General features: G+C 72.9%; 8 protein-coding genes and 1 pseudogene. 1 reads left to right on the forward strand and 8 read right to left on the reverse strand.

The features are described from left to right. Positions 1-75: 75 nt before the first annotated feature. From AC07FJ_RS29355 to AC07FJ_RS29375, 5 genes and pseudogenes are all read right to left on the reverse strand, one after another. Positions 76-884: pseudogene (locus tag AC07FJ_RS29355) on the reverse strand (inositol monophosphatase family protein). Between the two features lie 53 nt (positions 885-937). Continuing rightward, on the reverse strand, positions 938-1,936 hold the full coding sequence (locus tag AC07FJ_RS29360) for a hypothetical protein (RefSeq protein ID WP_479052263.1): 999 nt from the start codon (positions 1,934-1,936) through the stop codon (positions 938-940). 24 nt (positions 1,937-1,960) lie between these two features. Beyond that, a complete protein-coding gene (locus tag AC07FJ_RS29365) occupies positions 1,961-2,764 on the reverse strand; it encodes a thioesterase II family protein (protein ID WP_479052264.1) in 804 nt (267 codons plus the stop codon). A 6-nt stretch (positions 2,765-2,770) separates the two neighbouring features. Then, positions 2,771-3,394, reverse strand: coding sequence for an ATP-dependent Clp protease proteolytic subunit (locus AC07FJ_RS29370; protein ID WP_479052288.1), 624 nt, complete (start codon positions 3,392-3,394; stop codon positions 2,771-2,773). A gap of 153 nt (positions 3,395-3,547) precedes the next feature. Continuing rightward, entirely contained in the window at positions 3,548-4,147 is a 600-nt protein-coding gene (locus tag AC07FJ_RS29375) for an ATP-dependent Clp protease proteolytic subunit (protein WP_361427148.1), read from the reverse strand. A 341-nt stretch (positions 4,148-4,488) separates the two neighbouring features. On the opposite strand from AC07FJ_RS29375, the gene AC07FJ_RS29380 reads away from it, so the two are divergent. Then, a complete protein-coding gene (locus tag AC07FJ_RS29380; RefSeq protein WP_479052265.1) occupies positions 4,489-5,319 on the forward strand; it encodes a helix-turn-helix domain-containing protein in 831 nt (276 codons plus the stop codon). 96 nt (positions 5,320-5,415) lie between these two features. On the opposite strand, the gene AC07FJ_RS29385 is transcribed toward AC07FJ_RS29380, so the two are convergent. From AC07FJ_RS29385 to AC07FJ_RS29395, 3 genes are all read right to left on the reverse strand, one after another. After that, the gene (locus AC07FJ_RS29385) at positions 5,416-23,559 is read right to left on the reverse strand and encodes an SDR family NAD(P)-dependent oxidoreductase (protein WP_479052266.1); all 18,144 of its coding nucleotides are present in this window, start codon (positions 23,557-23,559) and stop codon (positions 5,416-5,418) included. Positions 23,560-23,639: 80 nt separating this feature from the next. Then, positions 23,640-24,107, reverse strand: a complete 468-nt coding sequence (locus tag AC07FJ_RS29390; protein WP_479052267.1) for a nuclear transport factor 2 family protein — start codon at positions 24,105-24,107, stop codon at positions 23,640-23,642. A gap of 65 nt (positions 24,108-24,172) precedes the next feature. Then, complete coding sequence (locus tag AC07FJ_RS29395; protein ID WP_479052268.1) at positions 24,173-25,057, reverse strand: SDR family oxidoreductase; 885 nt, start codon at positions 25,055-25,057, stop codon at positions 24,173-24,175. Positions 25,058-25,070 lie beyond the last annotated feature (13 nt).

A 25,070-nucleotide genomic window follows, 5' to 3' on the forward strand; every position in this document is an offset into this window, starting at 1 on the left:
GCCAGGTCCGCGGGCGCAGGGTGCGTGGCGAGCCGGCCGGTGTGGGCGTGCGCACGCTGCAGCAAGCGCACAGCTCTAGCTTCTGCCGCGCATCATCGACAGCAGAAGCCCGTGGGTCTCGTCGTCGGCGGCGACCACGAGCCCTTGGCCTCCCGCACCGATCGGGGCGCCGTCGATCCCCGTGACCGTGCAGCCGGCCGCCCGGCACAGAGCGATGCCGGCCGCGAAGTGCACACTCCCGGACAGGTCGCCGCCATCGGTGACGTACGCGGCGCGCTTGCCGGCGGCGACCCAGGCCAGCGCCAGGGTCGTCGACACGACCCGGGGCCGGAAACGTTCGACGAACACGGGGTGGGCCAGCAGATCCACGGCCCGGAACCCGGGCGCACTGGGGAACGGCGGGTCCAGGTTGACGTCCACCAAACGGGAAGCGGGCGTGGGCGTCAGGAGTGCGTCGTCGGCCCCGTCACGCCGCACCCATGCCGTCTCTCCGTCGGTGAAGAAGACTTCGCCGCTGAACGGGTCGGCCACCGCCGCCGGCCCGTCGCGCAGCGCCACGTTGACGGCCGCCAGCATGGTGCCAACGGCGTAGTTCAGCGTGCCGCACAGGGGATCCACCCACCACTGGCGCACAGCGTCGGCGGCGCCCCGCCGCCCGCCTTCCTCGCCGTGCACCGCGTCATCGGGCCGTGCGGCACGAAGGACGTCGAGGATCGCCTTCTCGGCCTCCACATCGGCCTCGGTGGCGAAGTCCCCGGCCCCCTTGTCGATGCGGTCGAGCCGTTGGCCGTACAGGGCGCGGACGATGTCCGCACCAGCCCGGGCCCCGCTATGGCGACTGCGGCATCGTCGGAACGCGCGTAGGGAGAGGCGGAGTTGATCACGCCATGAAGACTCGATCGAACCGGGTCCGACGGGAAGGCGATCGCGTCGGACCTCACGCGACCCGGTCGTGAACGCGCGGCGCCTCTTCGCCGTGGTGAGCGGCGTCCCCTGCCGCCACCTGCGCGTCCTCCCCTTGCCGAGGGCTTCGGCGCAGGGCCAGCAGCGTTCCCGTCAGCCAGGCCAGGGTGAGTACGCCCGCCGCGATCAGGGTGGGCGCGTCCGGGGCGATGAGGGGCTGGCCCCGGAGGGCCTGCCAGGTCACCAGGGCGACGAGGCCGAGGTAGCCGGCCGACGTGACGATCACCAGTCGTGTGCGTACGGCCGGGTCGGCGAGCCGGGCTTCCGGGTGTCGGCGGGCCGCCGCGGCGAGCGCGAGGGCCAGCAACGGCAGCACTTGGAGGGCGTGCATCCCGGTGAAGTGGGCGATGCGCAGATCGCCCCCGGTGGCCGCCCAGCCGGTGAGCGGCAGGTGCGGACCGCCGTCCGGGACTCCGACGCTGTGGGCGCCCACCGTGCCCACCACGTCGCCCGACAGTTGCTCCGGCGTCGGCTGGCTCATCAGGAAGCCGAGCGCGAGCCCGACGACCCCGATACCCGAACCGAGCCGGATCGCCCAGGCCGTCGCCCGGTCGGGCAGCGGCTGCCGGAACATCAGGACGGCGACCACCACCCCGGCCAGCCACAGCACCGCCACGGTCACGCCCATCACGGCGTACAGGCCGGCGTCCAGCGCGGTCTCGTCGTTGAAGTGGCTCCGCTTGCCCCGTGCGGCCTGCACGATGATGAGGGCCACTTCCACGGACGAGGCTGCCGCGATCACCGTCCCGGCCCACCAGCTGATCCGCCGACCGCGGTCGAGGAGCGACAGCATCCAGGCGAGCGTCGCCGCGTACGCGCCCAGGGACAGCGCGAACTTGAGCGGTTTCTCCCAGATCGGCAGGCCGAGCAGCACCCGGTCGTCGACGACCAGGCCGACGGCGCTGAGGACGCCGACGGCCGCCATCGCCGCGACGAAGTACGTCAAGGGCCTGTGCAGGTCACGCACGGGCATGGATTCCCCCCGGAAAAGGACGCGTCAGATGGTGTGGCCCGCGCGTCGCCGACCGACCGCCGACGGGCGGCCGTGGAGCCGGCCGGCGATGGCCGAGGCCACCTCCTCGCGATGGGTCTGGACGAAGAAGTGCCCACCGGTGAACGTCTGCACATCGCAGGCGCCGGTGGTGTACGCCTCCCAGGCCGCGGCCCCCTCCGGGGAGACATGGCTGTCCTCGGTGCCCGTGAACACCGAGATCGGGCAGGACAGCACGCCGTCCCCGGGCGCGGGCGGCACGTAGCACTCCACCGCCTTGTAGTCGGAGCGCAGCGTCGGCAGCAGCATCCGGACCAGTTCCTCGTCGGCCAGCACCTGTTCGGCCGTCCCGCTGATCCGGCGCAGCTCCGCGAGGAGCGTCTCGTCGTCCTGGCCGTGCAGGTCCGGACGGGTCGCGGGCAGGCCGGGCGCCCGGCGGCCGGAGACGATCAGGTGGACCGGACGGATCCCTCCGGCCGCCTCCAGCCGACGCGTGACCTCGTACGCCAGCAGGGCTCCCATGCTGTGCCCGAACAGGGCCAGCGGCCGGCCGGGGCCGAGTTCCGTGAGGGACTCGGTGACCCGGTCGGCGAGCTCGGCCATGTCGTCGAGCGGCGGTTCCGAGCGCCGGTCCTGCCTCCCGGGGTACTGCACCGCGCACACCCCGATGAGGGGTGCGAGGAGCTTGGACATCGGGAAGTAGGTGCTGGCGGCTCCGCCCGCGTGGGGGAAGCACAGCAGCGTCGTCCCGTCGGGGGAGCCGCTGGAGAACCGCCGCAACCAGCCGCTGCGGAGAGGGGGAACGGTCATGACCGCTCAGGAACCGTTCTTCCCGCGCGGGACGACCACCTGGTCCACGATCCCGTACTCCAGGGCATCCTGGGCGGTGAGGATCTTGTCACGGTCGAGGTCCTCGCGGATCTGGTCCTTGTCGCGGCCGGTGTGCAGGGCCATGATCGTCTCGATCCGGTCCCGGATGCGCTCGATCTCCAGCCACTGGATCTCCAGGTCGGAGACCTGCCCCTGCTGACCCGGGCTGGCCGGCTGGTGCATCAGCACGCGGGAGTTGGGGAGCGCGATGCGCTTGCCCTTGGTGCCGGCCGCCAGGATCACCGAGGCGGCCGAGGTCGCCTGGCCGATGCAGACCGTCTGGATGTCCGGCTTGACGAACTGCATCGTGTCGTAGATGGCGAGCAGCGAAGTGATGGAGCCGCCGGGCGAGTTGATGTAGATCGAGATGTCGCGGTCCGGGTCGGCCGACTCCAGGCAGAGGAGCTGGGCCATGACGTCGCTGGCGGACGTGTCGTCGATCTCGGAACCGAGGAAGATGACCCGCTCTTCGAAGAGCTTCGCGTACGGGTCGTACTCCCGCGCGCCCTGCGAGGTGCGCTCGATGAAGCGGGGGATGACGTAACGGGCCTGGGGCGCGTAGTCGTGCATGGACAAGGCAGCCTCCGTGATGTCCGGGATGCGGTGGCGGGAGCGGGCGGGGCAGGGCGTGCTGAGGGCACGCCGATGCGGCGCGGCGGCACGGCTGGTGACATATCGTCACCAGCCGTACCGCCCGCACCGGGGTGATGTATTGCCGTCAGGTCAGCGGGCCGCGAGCCCGCCGCCACCCGAGATGGCCGGAGTGGACTGGATCACGTCGTCGATCAGGCCGTACTCCTTGGCCTCCTGCGCGGAGAACCAGTAGTCGCGGTCGGAGTCCTTGGTGATGCGCTCCACGTCGTTGCCGGAGTGCTGCGCGATGAGTTCCGCCATCTCGCGCTTCGTCTTGAGGAGGTGCTGCACGTAGATGCGGATGTCGCTCGCCGATCCGGAGAAACCGGCCGACGGCTGGTGCATGAGGATCTTGGCGTGCGGCAGGGCGAAGCGCTTGCCGGGGGCGCCGGCGGTGAGCAGGAACTGCCCCATGGAGGCGCAGAAGCCCATGGCGATGGTGACGACGTCGTTCTTGATGATCTGCATCGTGTCGTACACCGCCATGCCGGCGGTGACCGAGCCGCCCGGCGAGTTGATGTACAGGTAGATGTCCTCTTCGGACTGGGCGGCGAGCATCAGGAGCTGCGCGGTGATGCGGTTGGCGATTTCGTCATCGACGGCCTGGCCCAGGAAGATGATGCGGTGCCGGAGCAGGCTGCTGAATACCTGGTCGCCCATTCCCCAGGGCGCCGGTGCGTCGCTGTTCATTCGGGGCGTCTCATGGCCGAATTCCGCCGGCTGAAAGTCATCCTGACGAGTCACTGAACCCCCAAGTGGATCCACTGGCGGCCACAGCCACCGTTCGATGTATCACTGCCGTTCCGGTCCTGCTGATCCGACCGATGCGCTCAACTGACGTGACACTTACCGATCTTCACTCATCGGACCGTAGCACGATCACCACGGGGACTCAGCCGAACCGTAGTTCGTTCGCTGAGAGCGCACGTCATCCCGGCTGGCCAGCGGTAATGGTTCGCCACGGCAAGCGCATTGGGCGACTGTGATTAGATCCGGAAGATCACAAGCACCGTTCCTGCGGGGGGTAGAGCGTGGCCATAGAGGAGCACCGTAGGCTAGAACGAGCCAATTTTCTGAGAAAGCGGCGAGAAAGCATCTTGCCTTGCGAGGTAGGACTTCCTCAGGGGATACGACGACGGACTCCCGGACTGCGCCGCGAAGAAGTCGCCGTGCTGGCCGGGCTCAGTCCGACCTGGTACACGTACCTCGAACAGGGCCGGGACGTCTCTCCCTCGCCCGAGGTCCTGAACAACCTGGCCAGCGTGCTCGGACTCTCCGTCTTCGAACGCGACTACCTGCTCAACCTGTCCAGCGAGCGGCCTTCCCCGCAGCCCGCCGCCAAGGTGCCCAAGTCCTGGAGATCGCTCGTCGCCGTGGCGGAGGGGATGTACCCCTTCCCCGCCTATGTCTGCTCCCTCTCGGGCGACCTGCTTGGCTGGAATCGTGCGGTGCCGGACTGGCTGGCGAACTTCGGCAACCTGCCGGGTCGTGAGCGCAACCTCCTCGTGTGGATGTTCACTTCCGAGGAGGCGCACCGCCTCTTCGTCGACTGGGAGGACGTCTGCCGCCATTTCATCGCCTGCTTCCGGGCCGAGGTGACCGACTGGCGGACCTGTCCGCGCACCGGCCCGCTCGTGGAGGAACTCGCCGCGCGCAGTTCCCGGTTCCGCACGTGGTGGGACGAGCACCAGGTGGCGGGGCCCCTCAGCAGGACGCACCGCATGCGCCACCCCAAGCGCGGGGTCATCGACGTACGGATGGTCGAGCTGCTCCACAGGGATCCGGACGGCGCGGTGCGGCTGATCGTCCACACACCGGTGAGGGAGATGCCGCGCAGGCTCCTCGCGGCCCAGGCGTGCTGATCCCGCAGGCCTGAGGACCTGGCGATGAGGGAGCCCGGGGGCCGTCGCACACGGATCGTGTGTGCCACGGCCCCCGGGCCACCTGTGACAGGCGCCCTAGGCGTCGGTCTGCGGGGCCAGCTGCTCCGCGAGGTGGTCCGCCAGTTTGCGGATCGTCGGGAAGTCGAACACCAGCGAACTGGGCAGGACCAGCCCGGTCTCGGTGGTCAGCCGGTTACGCAGGTCGACCGCCATCAGCGAGTCGAAGCCCAGGTCGAGCAGTTCCTCCTCGACCTCCACCTCGTCCGGATCGTCGTAACCGAGGACCTCGGCGACGGTGCGCAGCACCAGCGCGTACGCCTGCTCGGCGTCCAGCACCACTGGTTCGGCAGCGGTGTCCTCGGACCCGGCCTGGTCCGAGGCGCCCGCCGGGAGCGCGGAGAGGATCGCCGGCAGGGCGCCCGACGCCGCCCGCTCCGCCAGTGCCGCCCCGTCCAGGTCCACGGCGACCAGGGCGGGATCCGCCCCGGTCAGTGCGGCGTCGAGCAGGCCGAGGGCCGCCTTGGCGGGCATCGCCCGTACGCCGGACCGGTCCATGCGGCTCCGATCGCCGGCAGCGAGGCTGCCGCCCATGCCGTCCCCGTCCCACAGGCCCCAGGCGATGGAGGTGGCGGGGAGGCCCTGGGTGTGGCGGTGTTCGGCGAGTGCGTCGAGGTAGGTGTTGGCTGCGGCGTAGTTGGCCTGTCCCGCGTTGCCGATGGTGCCGGCGTACGAGGAGAACAGGACGAAGGCGTCCAGGTCGTGGTCTCGCGTCAGGTCGTGCAGGTGGTGGGCTGCGTCGGCCTTGGGTGCGAAGACGGTGTCTAGTTGCTCCGCCGTCATGGTCTGCACGGTGCCGTCGTCGAGTACGCCGGCGGTGTGGATCACGGCGGACAGGGGGTGGTCTGCCGGGATGCCGTCCAGTAGCTCGGCCAGCGCGGTTCGGTCTGCGATGTCGCAGGCCGCGATGTCGACGCGGGCGCCGAGTGCTTCGAGTTCGGTGGTCAGCTCGGGGGCTCCGTCGGCGGCGGGGCCGCGGCGCGAGACCAGCAGCAGGTTCCGCACGCCGTGCTCGGTCACCAGGTGCCGCGCCACCAGCATGCCCAGCGCTCCGGTACCACCGGTGACCAGCACCGTGCCCTGCGGGCTCAGCACCGGCCGGGCGGCCGCAGCGGGATCGGCGGGACCGGCGGGGTCGGCGGGACCGGCCTGGACCAGGCGGGGCACGTACACCGTCCCGGCACGCAGCACGAGCTCCGGTTCCCCGGTCGCCAGTGCCGCGGGCACGGCTGCCGTCGAGGCGTCGCTGCCGTCGGTGTCCAGGAGGACCAGCCGGCCCGGCAGTTCCGACTGCGCGCTACGGACCAGTCCGCGGGCGGCGGCAGCGTCGGGACCGGCGGTGAGCGGCTCTCCGTCGACCGTGACCGCGCGGGAGGTGACCACGACGAGACGTCGTACGGCCGGGTCCTCCTCGGCCGCCAGCCGCTGGATCCGTGCCAGCGTCTCCGCGGCCGCTTCCCGCGGTCCGGCTCCGGAGGGCACGGTGAACAGGACGTCCCCCGGGTCGATCGGGGCCGGCTCCGGAGCCGACGCACCGGACGGCAGGGCGATGTGGTCCACCCTGTACAGCGCGGCGGCGGGCGCACAGCCGGCCACGGCCGGAAGCACCGCTTCGGCGTGGCGCCGCCACGGCCCGGGCCGGGCACCCGCGGCTGCCACCGGGCGGGAGTGCAGGACGGCCGTGCGGTGCCCGCGCGCATCGGGGAGGGCGAGAGCGAGCTGTACGTCCAGGGCTTCCTCGGCGGGCAGGCGCAGCGGGGCGTGCCGGGTGAGCACCAGGGGGGTGCCGTCCAGCAGCACGCCGCCCGTGGCCAGCTCCTGGTCCACCAGTTCCGCGTGGGTGGCGGCGGACAGCCGGGCCGTGTGAACCGTGCTGCCGTCCGCCAACTCCAAGCCGGCGCCGAGCACCGGGTGGTGCCCGGCCCCCGGCAGGGCCGGAGCCGCGTGCTCCTCGGGTGACGGGGAGAGCCAGTAGCGCTGTCGTTGGAAGGCGTACGTGGGCACGGGCGCCGGCCGTGTTCCTCGCGGGAACAGCGCCGCCCAGTCGAGCTCGGCGGCTCCGGTCACGTACATCCGGCCCACCGCCACGGCCAATGCGGCCGGGTCCGGAACGGCGACGGCCACGGCCGGGCGGTCCTCCGCCGCCTCGTCGAGGACCCGTTCCACGGCAGGCGACAGTACGGCGGCTGGTGACACCTCCAGGAAGGTGGTGGTGCCGTGGGTGCGGAGGGTGTGGATTGCGTCGGCGAAGCGGACGGCTTCGCGGATGTGGCGGGTCCAGTAGGTGGGGTCGTTGAGTTCCTGGTCGGTGGTGAGGGTGCCGGTGACGTTGGAGATGAGGGGGAGTTGGGCGGGGTGAAAGTGGAGTGTCTCGACGGTGTGGTGGAAGGCGTCGAGTATCTGGTCCATGTGTGCGGAGTGGAAGGCGTGGCTGACGCGGAGGCGGGTTGCTTTGCGGCCGCGGTTCTTCCACGTGGTGATGAGGGCGTCCACGGCTTCGGCGTCGCCGGAGACCACGGTGGCGTCGGGTGCGTTGACGGCCGCGATGTCGACTCCGGGGGGGAGTGTGGCGCGGACTTCGGTTTCGTGTGCTTGGAGGGATGCCATCGCGCCCGTGTGTTGGGCGGATTGCATGAGTCGGCCGCGTGCTTCGACGAGGGTGCAGGCGTCGGTGAGGGTCCATACGCCGGCGAGGTAGGCGGCGGTGATTTCGCCGATGGAGTGTCCGGCGAGGAAGTCGGGTCGGATTCCGAAGCTGTGGAGGAGTCGGTAGAGGGCTACTTCGGTGGCGAAGATGGCTGGTTGGGCGAAGCGTGTTTCGTCCAGGAGGGCGGCTTGGGGTGTGTCTTTGTCGGCGAACACGATCTCTGCGAGGGAGCGTCCCAGGAGCGGGTCGAACGCGGTGCAGATCTCGTCGAAGGCTTCGGCGAAGACGGGGTGTGCTGCGTACAGTTCGCGGCCCATGCCCACGCGTTGGGAGCCCTGCCCCGCGAACAACACCGCCAGGCGGGACCCGCTGACGGGCCGGCCCTGGACGACGGACGGCACCGCCCGGCCTTCGGCCAGGGCCCGCAGTCCGGTCAGGAACTCCTCCTGATCGCGGCCCACCACGGCCGCGCGGTGGCTGAAGGCGGTGCGGCCGGTGGCCAGAGCAAGGCCGGTCGCGGCCGGGACAGCGGCTGCCGGGTCGGCCTCGACGTGTGCGACGAGGGCCTCCGCCTGGGCGCGGAGTGCGGCGCCGGTGGGGGCGGAGAGCACCCACGGGACCGGGACCGGGACCGGGTCCGTGGTCGGGTGGGTGGGTTCGTCGTCGGTGTGCGGTTCGGGTTCTTCGAGGATGAGGTGGGCGTTGGTGCCGCTGATGCCGAATCCGGATACCGCGGCGCGGCGCGGGCGGCCTTCCGTCTGCCAGGGTCGGGCTTCGGTGAGGAGGTTGACGGCGCCTGCCGACCAGTCCACCTGGCGGGATGCCTCGGTGACGTTGAGGGTGGCGGGGAGGGTGCCGTGGTGCATGGCCATCACCATTTTGATGACGCCGGCCACGCCTGCGGCGGCTTGGGTGTGGCCGATGTTGGATTTGACCGAGCCGAGCCACAGGGGGTTGTCGGGGTCGTGGTCCTGGCCGTAGGTGGCGAGCAGTGCCTGCGCTTCGATGGGGTCACCCAGGCGGGTTCCGGTGCCGTGGGCTTCGACGACATCGACGTCGGCGCCGGTGAGTCCGGCGGAGGCGAGGGCCTGGCGGATGACGCGTTGTTGTGAGGGGCCGTTGGGGGCGGTGAGCCCGTTGCTGGCGCCGTCCTGGTTGACGGCGCTGCCTCGTATGACGGCCAGGACGCGGCGGCCGGCGCGGCGGGCGTCGGACAGCCGCTCCAGCAACAGCAGCCCCGCACCCTCGGCGAAACCGGTGCCGTCCGCGTCGTCGGAGAAGGCCTTGCACCGGCCGTCCTGGGACAGGCCTCGCTGCCGGCTGAACTCCACGAACGTCGCCGGAGTCGACATCACCGTCACACCGCCGGCGAGCGCCATGGTGCACTCGCCGCGCCGCAGGGCCTGTGCGGCCAGGTGCAGCGCCACGAGCGACGACGAGCACGCGGTGTCCACGCTGACCGCCGGGCCCTCCAGGCCGAACGTGTACGCCACCCGACCCGACGCCACACTGTTCGAACTGCCGTTGACCAGGTAGCCCTCCAGGTCCCGGGGCGCCCGCTTGATGCGTGAGGCGTAGTCGTTGTACATGACGCCGGCGAACACGCCGGTCTGGCTTCCGCGCAGGCCGGCCGGGTCGACCCCCGCCCGCTCGAACGCCTCCCACGCCGTCTCCAGCAGCAACCGCTGCTGCGGGTCGGTGGCCAGCGCCTCGCGCGGACTCATCCCGAAGAACTCCGCGTCGAAGCGGTCCGCGTCGTAGAGGAACCCACCGCGCCGCGTGTACGACGTCCCCCGCTGCTCCGGATCGGCGTCGAACAGGGCGTCCAGGTCCCAGTCGCGGCCGTCGGGGAAGTCCCCGATGGCGTCGCGGCCTTCGGCGACCAGCCGCCACAACCCCTCGGGGTCGGTGATTCCTCCCGGGAAGCGGCAGCCGATCCCGACGATCGCGATCGGCTCGTCGTCGGTGAGGACGGCCGGCACCGCCGTCGGTGCGCTCGCGCCCGCTTCGGTCCCCGTCCCCTCGTCATCGCCCCCGAGCTCACGGGTGAGCTGGGTGGCGAGCACGGCGACGGTCGGGTGGTCGAACACCAGCGACGCCGGCAGCTTGAGCCCGGTCGCCCGGTTCAGCCGGTTGCGCAGCTCGACCGCGGTCAGCGAGTCGAATCCCAGCTCCATGAAGGGGCGGTCCACCGGTACGGCGCGGGGGTCGGTGTGCCCGAGTACGGCGGCCACCTCGGCTGCCACGACTTCGGTGACCAGCCGCCGGCGCTCATCGGCCGCCAGAGCGCGTACGCGGTCGGCGAGCCCGCCGCCGGCGGAGTCACCGGTCCCCGTGGCGGCGGTCGCGGCCCGCCGCGCGGTGGGCCGTACGAGACCCCGCAGAGCACTCGGGACCGGTCCGCCGCTCCGGGCCAGGGCGGCCAGGTCGAGGCGGGCCGCGACCACGACCGGGGCGGTCCCGGCGAGGGCGGCGTCGAACAGGGCGAGCCCCTGGTCGGCGGCGAGCGGCGCGATGCCGGAGCGACCGAGGCGGGCCAGGTCGGCGGCGGTGAGTTCGCCGGTCATGCCGCTGGCGTCCGCCCACAGGCCCCAGGCGATGGAGGTGGCGGGGAGGCCCTGGGTGTGGCGGTGTTCGGCGAGTGCGTCGAGGTAGGTGTTGGCTGCGGCGTAGTTGGCCTGTCCCGCGTTGCCGATGGTGCCGGCGTACGAGGAGAACAGGACGAAGGCGTCCAGGTCGTGGTCCCGCGTCAGCTCGTGCAGGTGGTGGGCCGCGTCGGCCTTGGGGGCGAAGACGGTGTCCAGTCGCTCCGCCGTCATGGTCTCCAGGGTGCCGTCGTCGAGGACGCCGGCGGTGTGGATCACGGCGGACAGGGAGCGGTCCGCCGGGATGCCGTCGAGCAGTCCGGCTATCGCGGTTCGGTCTGCGATGTCGCAGGCCGCGATGTCGACGTGGGCGCCGAGTGCTTCGAGTTCGGTGGTCAGCTCGGGGGCGCCGTCGGCGGCGGGGCCGCGGCGCGAGACCAGCAGCAGGTTCCGTACGCCGTGCTCGGTCACCAGGTGCCGTGCCACCAGCATGCCCAGCGCCCCGGTGCCGCCGGTGACCAGCACCGTGCCCCCGGCGCGGAAGACCGGGCGCCCGGCGGCAGCGCTCTCGCCCGCGGCCGGGACCAGCCTCGGCAGGAACCACTGCCCTCCGCGTACGGCGAACTGCGTCTCGGTGCCGGTCTCCGCCAGCACGGGCAGCTCGGCGTCCCTCTCCAGGTCGAGCAGGAGGAACCGGCCGGGGTGCTCGGTCTGCGCCGTGCGGACCAACCCCCAGACGGCCGCCGCGACCGGATCCGGCGCGGCTGTGCCGGGAGCGGCCACGGCCTGCCGGGTCACCACGACCAGAGGCTCCGTCGCCTCGTCGGCGACGTGCGACTGCAGCCGCGCCAGCACCCCGGTGAGCACCTCGCGAACCTCGCCGGAGCCGGCCGCCGGCTCCCATACCCGGGAGCCGGTGCCGGTGGCCGAGCCCGCGGGGACCTCGTACGGCTGCCAGTCCATCCGCAGCAGCGGCACCTGCCGGGTCCCGGCCGCGCGCAGCCGGTCCTTGTCGACCACGCGCAGGCTCAGCGCACCCACGTCGGCGACCGGGCCGCCGAGCGCGTCGGCGACCGAGACGGCGATCTCGTCGCGGCCGACCGTACGCAGCCGCACGCGGAGCGCCTGGGCGCCTTCGGCGTGCAGGGTGACCCCGCTCCACGAGAACGGCAGCGCGCCTTCCTCGGTCGCGCCCAGCGTGCCGAGCACCACCGGGTGGAGGGCCGCGTCCAGCAGGGCCGGGTGCAGCCCGAACGCGTCGGCTCCGGCGCTCTCCTCGGGCGCGAGGGCCACTTCGGCGTACACGTCGGTTCCGTCGTCGCCGCGCCACAGGGCGCGCAGGCCCTGGAAGGCGGGTCCGTACTCGTAACCCTGGGCGGCGAGCCGCTCGTACGCGCCTTCGAGGTCCACCGGCACCGCGCCCGGCGGCGGCCACGCCTCCGGCAGGGGGGCGGCAGGCGCCGGCGTGGTGCCCAGCGTGCCGGTGGCGTGCCGGACCCAGGTGCCCTGTGGGTCGTCGTCATCGGTCCGGGACAGCACCGTCACGCTGCGCCGGCCGTCCGCGGCCGGTTCGCCGACGGAGACCTGGAGGCGCAGGGCGGTGCCTTCCGCGAACACCATCGGCGCCTCGATGACGAGCTCCTCCACGTGGGCGCACCCGGCCTCGCGCGCAGCCCGCAGGGCGAGTTCGACGAAGGCGGTGCCGGGCAGCAGCACGGTGCCGCTGACGGCGTGGTCGGCGAGCCACGGGTGGGTGCGCAGCGACAGCCGGCCGGAGAGCAGCAGTCCGCGTCCGTCACCGAACTCGACGGCGGCCGCCAGGAGCGCGTGGTCGGCGCTGCGCAGGCCGGCGGTGTTCATGTCACCGGCCGGGGCCGTCGCGTCGAGCCAGTACGAGACGTGCTGGAAGGGATAGGTGGGCAGGTCGACGTGGCGGCGGGGACGGGTGGTGCCCTCGCCGTCGAAGGCGGCCTTCCAGTCCACCTCCAGCCCGGCGGTGTATCCGGCGGCGACGGAGGCGTGGAAGCGCTCCAGCCCGCCCTCGTCGCGGCGCAGGGTGCCCAGCGCCACCGCCTCGGCCCCCGGGGCCGCCGACGCCGCGATGGAGTCCTGGACGGCGGTGGTCAGCACCGGGTGGGGGCTGACCTCGATGAACGCGCCGTGGCCGTGCTCCAGCAGGGTCCGGGTGGCCACGTCGAAGCGCACGGTGGCGCGCAGGTTGCGGTACCAGTACGCGGCGTCGAGTTCCTCGGTGTCCAGCACGTCACCGGTGACGGCCGAATAGAAGGGGACGCGCGAGGCACGGGGTGCGACGGGCGCCAACAGGGTGAGCAGCTCCTCCTCGATGGCCTCGACGTGCGCGGAGTGGGAGGCGTAGTCGACGGGGATGCGCCGGGCCCGGATCTCCTCGGTCGCGCAGGCGGCGAGCAGTTCGTCCAGTGCGTCCGGGTCTCCGGAGACCACGCACGAGCCGGGTCCGTTGACGGTGGCGACCGAGAGCCGGCCGGCCCAGGCCGCGATGCGGCGGTCCGTCTCCTCGTACGGCAGGGGCACCGACACCATGCCGCCGGTGCCCGCGAGGGCACCGAGGGCGCGGCTGCGCAGGGCGACGACACGAGCCGCGTCCTGGAGGCTGAGCGCCCCCGCCACGGCGGCCGCGGCGATCTCGCCCTGGGAGTGCCCGACGACCGCGGCCGGGCGGACGCCGTACGACTCCCAGAGCGCGGCGAGCGACACCATGACGGCGAACAGGACGGGCTGGACGACGTCCACCCGGTCGTAGCCGGGCGCACCGGGCGCACCACGCAGGACGTCCAGCAGGGACCAGTCCGTGAACTCGGCGAGTGCCTCGGCGCATTCGGCCATCCGGTCCCGGAAGACGGGTGAGCTCTCCAGGAGTTCGAGGGCCATGCCGGTCCACTGGGACCCCTGGCCGGGGAAGACGAACACGGTGTCCCCGAGGCCGCCGGAGGCGGCGAGGCCGGTGACCACGCGCGGGTCGGGCCGTCCGGCGGCGAGGGCGTCCAAGGCCTCGCGTACGTCGTCACGGCCGGTGGCGGTGACGACGGCGCGGTGATCGAGGGCGGCGCGGGTGGTCAGCAGGGACCAGGCCACGTCGGCGGGGTTCACAGCGGTGGTGTCCACGTCGGCGGGGGCCACGTCGGCGGGGGCGAGGATCTCGCTCACCCGCGCGGCGATGTCCCGCAGGGGCTGCTCGGCCCGGGCGGAGAGGATGAACGGGGGCAGGCAGGGGCTGCCGCCCTCGTGAACGGTGCTGTCGGTCTGGGGGGTTTCCGCCGGTTCGGGTTCTTCGAGGATGAGGTGGGCGTTGGTGCCGCTGATGCCGAAGCCGGATACCGCGGCGCGGCGCGGGCGGCCTTCCGTCTGCCAGGGTCGGGCTTCGGTCAGCAGGTTGACGGCGCCTGCCGACCAGTCCACCTGGCGGGATGCCTCGGTGACGTTGAGGGTGGCGGGGAGAGTGCCGTGGTGCATGGCCATCACCATTTTGATGACCCCGGCCACGCCTGCGGCGGCTTGGGTGTGGCCGATGTTGGACTTGACCGACCCGAGCCACAGGGGGTTGTCGGGGTCGTGGTCCTGGCCGTAGGTGGCCAGCAGTGCTTGCGCTTCGATGGGGTCGCCCAGCTTCGTTCCGGTGCCGTGGGCTTCGACGACATCGACGTCGGCACCCGACAGCCCCGCCGAGGCGAGGGCTTGCCGGATCACCCGCTGCTGTGAAGGGCCGTTGGGGGCGGTCAGTCCGTTGCTGGCGCCGTCCTGGTTGACGGCGCTGCCTCGTATGACGGCCAGGACGCGGCGGCCGGCGCGGCGGGCGTCGGACAGCCGCTCCAGCAGGAGCAGGCCGGCGCCTTCGCCCCAGCCGGTGCCGTCGGCGTCGTCGGAGAAGGCTTTGCAGCGGCCGTCCTGGGACAGGCCGCGCTGTCGGCTGAACTCCACGAAGGTTCCGGGGGTGGACATCACGGTCACACCGCCGGCGAGCGCCATGGTGCACTCGCCGCGCCGCAGGGCCTGCACCGCCAGGTGCAGCGCCACCAGCGACGACGAGCATGCCGTGTCCACGCTGACCGCCGGGCCCTCCAGGCCGAACGTGTACGCCACCCGACCCGACGCCACACTGCCGGTGTTGCCGGTCAGCAGCAGGCCTTCGTATCCCTCCGGAATGGGCTGCAGCCGCGAGGCGTAGTCGTGGTACATCACACCGGCGAATACGCCGGTCTGGCTGCCGCGCAGCCCGGTGGGGTCGATCCCGGCGCGCTCGAACGCCTCCCACGCCGTCTCCAGCAGCAACCGCTGCTGCGGGTCGGTGGCCAGCGCCTCGCGCGGGCTGATCCCGAAGAACTCCGCGTCGAAGCGGTCGGCGTCATGCAGGAACCCGCCGTGACGCGTATAGGACGTACCGCGCCGCTCGGGATCCGGATCGTAGAGACCCTCCAGATCCCAGCCACGGTTCACCGGGAACTCAGAGATCCCCTCGCGGCCTTCGGCGACCAGCCGCCACAACCCCTCGGGGTCCACGACGTCACCCGGGAAACGACAGCTCATCCCCACGATCACGATCGGATCGTCGTCGACGGGGAGGACATCGGCCGCCGTCGACGTGCCGTCGGTCCCGGGCACGTCGACGCCGGGCTCGTCGGTGCCGAGTACCTCGGCCCGCAGGTGCGCCGCCAGAGCGCTCGCGGTCGGGTAGTCGAAGAGCAGCGACGCCGGCAGCCGCAGCCCCGTCGCCTGGTTGAGCCGGTTGCGCAGCTCGACCGCGGTCAGTGAGTCGAATCCCAGCTCGCTGAACGCCCGGTCGGCGGGCACGGCCCGGGTGCCCGAGTGCCCGAGCACGGCGGCGGCCTGCGCCCGTACGAGGGCGAGTGCGGTCTGCTCGCGCTCGGCGGCGGGCATGGCGCGCAGCCGCGCGGCCCACGAGCCGTCCGCGCCCTCTCCGGCGGTGCGGCGGCGTGCCGGAACCCGGACCAGTCGGCGGAACAGGGCGGGCAGGGTGCCCGCCGCGGCCCGGCCGCGGAGCTGGGCCAGGTCGAGGCCGGCCGCGACGACGGCCGGGGCGGTCCCGGCGAGGGCGGTGTCGAGGAAGGCCAGTCCCTCGGCGTTCGACATCGGCGCGATGCCGGCGCGGCGCATCCGGGCGAGGTCGGCGTCGGCCATCTCGACGGTCATACCGCCGGCTTCCGCCCACAGGCCCCAGGCCAGGGAGATCGCGGGAAGCCCGGCCGCGCGGCGCTCGGTGGCCAGCGCGTCCAGACCGGCGTTGGCCGCCGCGTAGTTGGCCTGCCCCGCGGTGCCCAGGGTGCCCGCCACGGAGGAGAAGAGGAGGAAGGCGTCCAGGTCCAGCTCCCGCGTCAGCTCGTGCAGGTGCCGAGCCGCGTCGACCTTCGGTGCGAAGACCGCGGCCAGCCGCTCCGCCGTCATGGCCTCCAGAATGCCGTCGTCCAGCACACCGGCGGTGTGGATCACGGCGGACAGCGGGTGGTCCGTCGGGATGCCGTCGAGCAGTCCGGCTATCGCGGTTCGGTCTGCGATGTCGCAGGCCGCGATGTCGACGTGGGCGCCGAGTGCTTCGAGTTCGGTGGTCAGCTCGCGGGCGCCGTCGGCGGCGGGGCCGCGGCGCGAGACCAGCAGCAGGTTCCGTACGCCGTGCTCGGTCACCAGATGCCGTGCCACCAGCATGCCCAGCGTGCCGGTACCGCCGGTGACCAGCACCGTGCCCCCGGCGCGGAAGACCGGGCGCCCGGCGGCAGCGCTCTCGCCCGTGACCGGGGCCAACCGGGCTGCGGACAACCGCCCGTCGCGCAGGGACAGCTGGGATTCGCCGGACTCCACCGCGGCGGCGACCAGGTCCCATGGGACGTCACCACCGTCGGTGTCCAGCAGGACGAACCGGCCGGGGTGCTCGGTCTGCGCCGTGCGGACGAGTCCGCGGACGGCCGCGCCCGCCGGGTCGGTGTCCGCGGAGCGGGTACGGACGACCAGTACGCCCTCCTCGGCTTCCGCCAGCCATGCGTGGATCCGGGAGAGCGCCAGGGCGCCGGCGGCCTGGGCCGGTTGCCCGGCGACGACCTCGTGGACCGCGAAACGGGGGCTCTGCGCGGTGGCCGACGCTTCGAGCCGGAGCGGTTGCCACTCCACGGCCAGCAGCGTCCCGCCGCCGGGGCGCGTGGCGCCCAGGTCCATCGGACGGAGCAGCAGCTCGGTGATCCGGGCCACCGGGCCACCGCTGCCGTCGGTGAGGCTCAGCGCGGCGGTGCCGTCGCCGGCCGGGGAGATCCGTACCCGCAGCATGTCGGCACCGACCGCGTGCAGCCGTACGCCGGAGAAGGAGAACGGGACGCGGGGCGCCACGGTCTCGCCCGCCGCGGCGTCCGCCAGCACGAGCGGGTGCAGGGCGGCGTCGAGCAGCGCCGGGTGCAGCCCGAACGCACCGGCGTCGCGCACGGCTTCCTCGGGAAGCCGCACCTCGGCGAAGAGCTCGCCGTCCTTGCGCCACATGCCGGTCAGCCCCTGGAACACGGGTCCATAGGTGTACCCGAGCCCGGCCAGCGCCGCGTACACGCCCTCCACGTCCACGGCCTCGGCACCGGCCGGAGGCCAGGCCTCCGACTGCTGCGGTGCGGGCTGCGGCCGGGACGGTTCGGCGGCCAGCAGTCCCGAGGCGTGCCGGGTCCACGGGGTGTCACCGTCGGCGGCACCGTGGGTCCGGTGCGGCCGGGAGAGGACGGTCACCGCGCACCGGCCGTCGGCCTCCGGCGCCTTGACGGCGACCTGGAGCTGTACGGCTCCCCGCGCGGGAAGGAACAGGGGCGACTCGATCGTGAGCTCGTCGAGTACGGGGAGACCCGCCCGGTCGCCGGCGTGCAGGGCCAGCTCGACGAAGGCGGTGCCCGGCAGCAGCACCTGCTCACCGACCGCGTGGCCGGCGAGCCACGGGTGGGTACGCAGCGACAGCCGGCCGGTGAGGAGCAGCCCCTGGTCGTCGCCGAGTTCGACGGTGGCGGCCAGCAGCGGGTGGTCGGCGCCGCTGTCGAGGCCGAGTCGGCCCAGGTCGCCGGCCGGGGCGGCGGCCTCCAGCCAGTACCGCTCGCCCTGGAAGGCGTACGTCGGCAGGGCGAGGGGGCGGGAACGGAGGGCTCCGGCATCGCCGGTACCCAGGACGGCGTCCCAGTCGGGGGTGAGCGCGCCGCACGCGTAGGCGTCGGCCAGTGCCGCCGCGACGGACGCGGCTTCGCCGCCCTGGCGCCGTACGGCAGGGATGGCCCGCACCTGCTCGTCGTCGCCGAGGGTCGCGGCGACGGCCGGGGTCAGCACGGCGTCGAACCCGACCTCCAGGAAGGTGGTGGTGCCGTGGGTGCGGAGGGTGTGGATTCCGTCGGCGAAGCGGACGGCTTCGCGGATGTGGCGGGTCCAGTAGGTGGGGTCGGTGAGTTCGTGGTCGGTGGTGAGGGTGCCGGTGATGTTGGAGATGAGGGGGAGTTGGGCGGGGTGGAACTGCAGTGTCTCGACGGTGTGGTGGAAGGCGTCGAGTATCTGGTCCATGTGTGCGGAGTGGAAGGCGTGGCTGACGCGGAGGCGGGTTGCCTTGCGGCCGCGGTTCTTCCAGGTGGTGATCAGTGCGTCCACGGCTTCGGCGTCGCCGGAGATGACGGTGGCGTCGGGTGCGTTGACGGCCGCGATGTCGACTCCGGGCGGGAGCGTGGCGCGGACTTCGGACTCCTGTGCCTGGAGGGATGCCATCGCGCCCGTCTGCTGGGCGGATTGCATGAGTCGGCCGCGTGCTTCGACGAGGGTGCAGGCGTCGGTGAGGGTCCATACGCCGGCGAGGTAGGCGGCGGTGATTTCGCCGATGGAGTGTCCGGCGAGGAAGTCGGGTCGGATTCCGAAGCTGTGGAGGAGTCGGTAGAGGGCTACTTCGGTGGCGAAGATGGCTGGTTGGGCGAAGCGTGTTTCGTCCAGGAGGGCGGCTTGGGGTGTGTCCTTGTCGGCGAAGACGATCTCTGCGAGGGAGCGTCCCAGGAGTGGGTCGAACGCGGTGCAGATCTCGTCGAAGGCTTCGGCGAAGACGGGGTGCGCTGCGTACAGTTCGCGGCCCATGCCCACGCGTTGGGAGCCCTGCCCCGCGAACAACACCGCCAGACGCCCGGAGGGGCGGGCCACGCCGGTCCGTACGGCCGCCGGGCTGTCGCCCTGGGCGAAGGCGTCCAGCGCGGCGAGCAACTCGGCCCGCTCGGAGCCGACGACCACGGCCCGGTGTCCGAGCGCCGCGCGGGTCGTGGCGAGGGCATGGGCGACCGCCACCGCGTCGGCGGCGGGCGCCTCGGTGGTGAGGTGGTCGCGCAGGCGCGCGGCTTGAGCCCGGAGCGCCTCGGGACCGGCGGCGGACAGCGGCCAGAGCACAGGGCCGCTCGACACGGGGCCCGCGGTCGGCTGGGCGGGTTCGTCGGCGGTGTGCGGTTCGGGTTCTTCGAGGATGAGGTGGGCGTTGGTGCCGCTGATGCCGAAGCCGGATACCGCGGCGCGGCGCGGGCGGCCTGGTGCTTCCCAGGGCCGGGCTTCGGTCAACAGGTTCACGGCGCCTGCCGACCAGTCCACCTGGCGGGAAGCTTCAGTGACGTTGAGGGTGGCCGGGAGGGTGCCGTGGTGCATGGCCATCACCATCTTGATGACCCCGGCCACGCCTGCGGCGGCTTGGGTGTGGCCGATGTTGGACTTGACCGACCCGAGCCACAAGGGGTTGTCGGGGTCGTGGTCCTGGCCGTAGGTGGCCAGCAGTGCCTGCGCTTCGATGGGGTCGCCCAGCTTCGTTCCGGTGCCGTGGGCTTCGACCACGTCGACGTCGGCACCCGACAGCCCCGCCGAGGCGAGGGCTTGCCGGATCACCCGTTGCTGTGAAGGGCCGTTGGGGGCGGTCAGTCCGTTGCTGGCGCCGTCCTGGTTGACGGCGCTGCCTCGTATGACGGCCAGGACGCGGCGGCCGGCGCGGCGGGCGTCGGACAGCCGCTCCAGCAGGAGCAGGCCGGCGCCTTCGCCCCAGCCGGTGCCGTCGGCGTCGTCGGAGAAGGCCTTGCAGCGGCCGTCCTGGGACAGGCCGCGTTGGCGGCTGAACTCCACGAAGGTTCCGGGGGTGGACATCACGGTCACACCGCCGGCGAGTGCCATGGTGCACTCGCCGCGCCGCAGGGCCTGTACGGCCAGGTGCAGCGCCACCAGCGACGACGAGCAGGCCGTGTCCACGCTGACCGCCGGGCCCTCCAGGCCGAACGTGTACGCCACCCGACCCGACGCCACACTGTTCGAACTGCCCGTCAGGAGATAACCGTCGGTGTCCTCCACGGCCTCGTGCAGGCGGGGACCGTAGTCCGGGGACATCAGGCCCGTGAACACGCCGGTCTGGCTGCCGCGCAGCCCGGTGGGGTCGATCCCGGCGCGCTCGAACGCCTCCCATGCCGTCTCCAGCAGCAACCGCTGCTGCGGATCGGTGGCCAGCGCCTCGCGCGGGCTGATCCCGAAGAACTCCGCGTCGAAGCGGTCGGCGTCATGCAGGAACCCGCCGTGCCGCGTATAGGACGTACCGCGCCGCTCGGGATCCGGATCGTAGAGACCCTCCAGATCCCAGCCACGGTTCACCGGGAACTCCGAGATCCCCTCCCGGCCCTCGGCGACCAGCCGCCACAACCCCTCGGGGTCCACGACGTCACCCGGGAAACGACAGCTCATCCCCACGATCACGATCGGATCGTCGTCCGCCGCCGCGACCGACACCGTCTGCGGCCGCGCCTCCGCCGTCGCCCCCGGGTCCGCCGACAGCTGCTCCCGCAGGTGCGCGGCGAGCGCCGCGGGGGTCGGGTAGTCGAAGAGCAGCGACGCCGGCAGCCTCAGTCCGGTCGCGGTTTCGAGGTGGCCGCGCAGCTCGACGGCGCGCAGGGAACCGAACCCGAGGTCGGAGAAGGCCGCGGCCGGGTCGAGCGGTTCCTCCCCGGCCTGTTGCAGGACCACCGCGGCGGCGGCGTCGATCAGCTCCCGCAGGGCGTGTTCCTGCTCCGCGGTGGACAGCGGGGCGAGCCGGCCGCGCAGCACCGCCGCCGTGCCGTCGGCTTCGCCGCCGTCCGGGGTGCCGAGCGCGCGCAGGCCGCCGCTGCCCTGGGCCCGGGGCCGGCCGGCCGGGTCGGGCCAGTAGCGCTTGCGCTGGAACGCGTACGGCGGGAGGGAGACCAGCGGAGTACCGGCCGGGAACACCGCGTGCCAGTCGCACTCCACCCCGGCCGTGTGCAGCCGGGCCAGGGCGGCCATCGCGGACTGCCGCTCACCGCCGTCGCGTGCGAGCGCCGGGAAGACGGCCGGGCGGGGCCCGTCGCCCTCCAGCGTGGCGGTCACGGCCTGGGTGAGCACCGGGGTCGGGGAGAGTTCCAGGAACGTGGTGACCCCCGCGTCGCGCAGGGAGCGCACCCCGTCCGCGAACCGCACGGTGGCACGGATGTGCCGGACCCAGTAGCGGGGGTCGGTGAGCTGCTCGTCCGTGGCGATCCGGCCGGTGACGTTGGACACCACGGGGATGCGGGCGGCGCGGTAGTCGAGGGTCCTCGCGGTCCGCTCGAACTCGTCGAGGATGGCGTCCATGTGCGCCGAGTGACCGGCGACGGTGACGGCGAGCCGCTTGCACTTGCGGCCCTGCTCACGCCAGTACGCGCACACCGCGAGCACGGCGTCCTCGTCACCCGAGACGACGGTCCCGTCCGGGGAGTTGAGCCCGGCGATGGCCACGGCGCCGACGTGCTCGCCGAGGGTCTCGAACGACGCGAGGACCTCCTCTTCCCCCGCCTGTACGGCGGCCATGGCGCCGCCCGCACGGGACTGGATGAGGCGGGCGCGGACGGCGGCCAGGGTGCAGACGTCCGGCAGGGAGAGGACCCCGGCGACGTGCGCGGCCGCCAGCTCGCCCATGGAGTGGCCGGTGACGTAGTCGGGAGTGACGCCCCAGCTCTCGTAGAGCCGGTAGAGGGCGACCTCGACCGCCAGCAGTGCGGGCAGGGCGTAGTCGGTGCGGTCGAGCAGGGCGGCGTCCGCGCTGCCGGGCTCGGCGAAGATCAGCGCGCGGACGGGCCGGTCGAGGTGCCGGTCGAGTTCGTCGCAGACCGCGTCGAAGGCGGCGGCGTAGACGGGGTGGGCGGCGTACAGCTCACGGCCCATGCCGACGCGCTGGCTGCCGCCGCCGCCGAACAGGACGGCGGTGCGGCCCGGCCGGACGGTACCGGTGACCACGTGCGCGGACGGCAGTCCGCCGGCCAGGGCGCGCAGCCCCGCCAGCAGCTCCGTGCGGGTGCCCGCCACGACGGCGGCACGGTGTTCGAAGGCGGTCCGGGTGGTGGCCAGGGAGAGGCCGGTGGAGGCGACACCGGCGGCCGGACGGGCGTCGATGTGGTCGGCGAGCCGCTGGGCCTGGGCGCGTACCGCCGCTTCGGTGCGGCCCGACAGCACCCACGGCAGCGGCGCTTCCGGCTGCGGGCCCTCCGCCGTAACCGCCGTAACCGCCGTAACCGCCGTGTCCGCCGCGTCCGCCGCGTCCCCAGGGGCGGTGGCGGGCGGCTCGGCCAGCACCATGTGGCAGTTGGTGCCGCCGATGCCGAGCGAGGCGACGGCGGCGAGCAGCGGGGCGTCCTCCCGCGGCCAGGGGCCGAGCTCGTCCTGTACGCGCAGCCGCAGCCGGTCCAGGGGGATCGCCGGGTTCGGGACGTCGTAGTGGAGGCTGGGCGGCAGTGCCCGGTGGCGGATGCTCAGGGCCACCTTCAGCAGGCCGACGATGCCCGCGGCGGCTTCCAGGTGGCCGACGTTCGTCTTCGCGGAGCCGACGCGCAGGGGGTGCTCGTCCGGGCGGCCGGGGGCGGTGACGGCGCCGACGGCCCGGGCCTCGATCGGGTCGCCGACGGGGGTGCCGGTGCCGTGCAGCTCCAGGTACTGGAGGTGGGCCGGGTCGATGCCGGCCCGGCGGCAGGCGGCGCGCAGTGCGGCGCTCTGCGTGGCCTCGCCCGGAGTGGTCAGGCCCGGAGTGGCACCGTCGTTGTTGACGGCGCTGCCCCGGATCACGCAGTAGACCGGGTCGCCGTCGGCCAGGGCGGCCGACAGGGGCTTGAGGACGACGAGGCCGCCGCCCTCGCCGCGCACGATGCCGTTGGCCCGGGCGTCGAAGACGTGGCAGCGGGCGTCCGGGGAGAGGGCGCCCAGGCGGGCGAGGGCGAGGGTGCTCTCCGGTATGAGGTTGAGGTTGACGCCGCCGGCCAGGGCCGTGGTCGACTCTCCGCTGCGCAGGCTGGCGCACGCCGCGTGCACCGCGACGAGCGAGGAGGACTGGGCGCTGTCGAGGGTGAGGCTCGGGCCCTGGAGGCCCAGGGCGTGGGAGACCCGGTTGGCGATGATGCCGCGGTGGGCGCCGGTCACGGTGTACGGGCCGATGGCGGGCGCGCCGTACGAGTGGAGCAGCTTGGCGTAGTCGTCCCAGATGGCGCCGATGAAGATGCCGGTGCTGCTGCCTTCGAGGCTGCCGGGGAGGATACGGGCGTCCTCGAGGGCCTCCCAGGCGAGTTCGAGGATCAGCCGCTGCTGCGGGTCCATCGCCAGGGTTTCCTGCGGCGAGATGCCGAAGAAGGCGGCGTCGAAGGCGTCGGCGTCGGCGATGAACCCGCCGCGCCGCTCCGGCGGGCCGTCGGGGCCGTGGTGCCCGCCGGCCGGGGACTCCCAACGGCCCTCCGGCACCTCGCCGATCGCGTCGCGGCCCGACCTGAGGAGTTCCCAGAAGGCGCCGGGGCCCTCGGCCCCGGGCAGCCGGCAGGACAGGCCGATCACGGCGATCGGCTCGTCCCGTGCTCGGTCCGCGTCCGTCGCTGCGCTGCTGTCGCTGCCGTGCTGGTCGATCATCTGGGGTGTGTCTCCTGTGAGGTGCGGACGAGGGGCGCGGCCCCGGGTGGTGGCCGGGGCCGCGAGGGGTGGGCGGCCGGTCAGGAGGCCGCGGTGCCCGTTCCGGCGGCGAGGGCCTGGAGCGCCTGCTTCCAGGCGATCTCGCCGCCTGCGGCCTCCATGACCAGCCACGGGTTCCAGAAGTCGCGGTAGAGCGTGATCCGGCCGTCCTCGAAGCGGACCACCGACAGGTACGTCTGGGTGTACTGGCCGCCCGTCGCCAGCAGGGTCGCCTCACCGGTGAACGCGGCGATGACCAGGCCGTCCTCGCCGGCGGCGTAGAACTCGGGCTCGGAGAACGCGACCTTGAGCTGCTGGCCGAACATGGTCATCTGGGCGAGCAGTTCCTCACGGCCCTGCATCCGGCTCGGGAAGCCCCAGGCGGGGTAGGGGAATTCAAGGACGCCGTCCTCGGCGAACAGGCCCACCCACTCCTCGACGCGACCCGTGGACAGCAGCTCCAGGCTGTGGCGGAAGAGGTCCTTGAGTTCCTGGGGGGTGTTGGTCATGCGTGTTCCTTCTCTGTGCGGGGTTGCGCGGGGCATACGGGACGGATGGTGAGGGTGCCGGCGGCTCAGGACGCGGCGGTGACGATGCCGCCGAAGACCTTGTCGATGGCCCGGTCCGGCAGCAGACGGGCCAGCAGCCGGCCGCCGGTGGCGTCCTTGCCGACGCCGTAGCGGGTCCGGGGGCGCTTGACGACCAGCGCCCGCATGACGGTGCGGGCCACGTCGTCCGCCGTGACCGCGCTCGTGCGCGCCGAGTGCTCGTTGGTCTCCAGGAAGCGCAGGAAGGTGTCCCGGTACAGCTCGGCGACCGCTTCGGGGGCGTCCTCGAGGGTGCGGCCGGCCTCCAGCGCCATCTTGTCCCAGATCGGCGTCATGACCGCTCCGGGCTGGACGACGGAGACCGGGATGCCGAACGGCGCCAGTTCACGGCGGAGCGCGTCGCTGAGCCCTTCCTTCGCGAACTGCGCCGCCGCGTAGGCCCCCAGGTACGGGATGGCGACGTTGCCCAGTCCGGAGGTGATGTTGACGATCCGTCCGGCGCCGGTGCGCAGGAGCGGGAGGAAGCCCTGGATCACCGCCAGCTGCCCGACCACGTTGATGTCCAGCTGCCGGCGCAGCAGTTCGGGGGAGACGCACTCCAGCGGTGCGGTCACGGCGATTCCCGCGTTGTTGACCAGACCGAAGAGGCCGGTCTCGGGGTTCTCCTCGGCGATCCGGTCGACGGCGGCGGCGATGGTCTTCTCGTCGGTGACGTCCAGGATCACGGGGACGAGCCGGGCGGCCCCGGACGCGGTGAGCCGTTCGGCGTCCTCGGTGCGCCGGACACCGGCGTACACCTGGAAGCCGATCCGGGCGAGGTTGCGGGCGCATGCCTCGCCGAGACCGGAGGAGGCTCCGGTGATGACGACGGCCTTCCCGTGGGGGGACAGCAGTGGCGTCCTGTTCGGCACGGTGGTTCTCCGG

The sequence above is a fragment of the Streptomyces sp. NPDC045998 genome (assembly GCF_056430285.1).

Excerpts from the sequence above, each read along its gene's own strand:
- AC07FJ_RS29360 (WP_479052263.1), bottom strand. The coding sequence starts at position 1,936 with ATGCCCGTGCGTGACCTGCACAGGCCCTTGACGTACTTCGTCGCGGCG.
- AC07FJ_RS29365 (WP_479052264.1), bottom strand. The coding sequence starts at position 2,764 with ATGACCGTTCCCCCTCTCCGCAGCGGCTGGTTGCGGCGGTTCTCCAGC.
- AC07FJ_RS29370 (WP_479052288.1), bottom strand. The coding sequence starts at position 3,394 with ATGCACGACTACGCGCCCCAGGCCCGTTACGTCATCCCCCGCTTCATC.
- AC07FJ_RS29375 (WP_361427148.1), bottom strand. The coding sequence starts at position 4,147 with ATGAACAGCGACGCACCGGCGCCCTGGGGAATGGGCGACCAGGTATTC.
- AC07FJ_RS29385 (WP_479052266.1), bottom strand. The coding sequence starts at position 23,559 with ATGATCGACCAGCACGGCAGCGACAGCAGCGCAGCGACGGACGCGGAC.
- AC07FJ_RS29390 (WP_479052267.1), bottom strand. The coding sequence starts at position 24,107 with ATGACCAACACCCCCCAGGAACTCAAGGACCTCTTCCGCCACAGCCTG.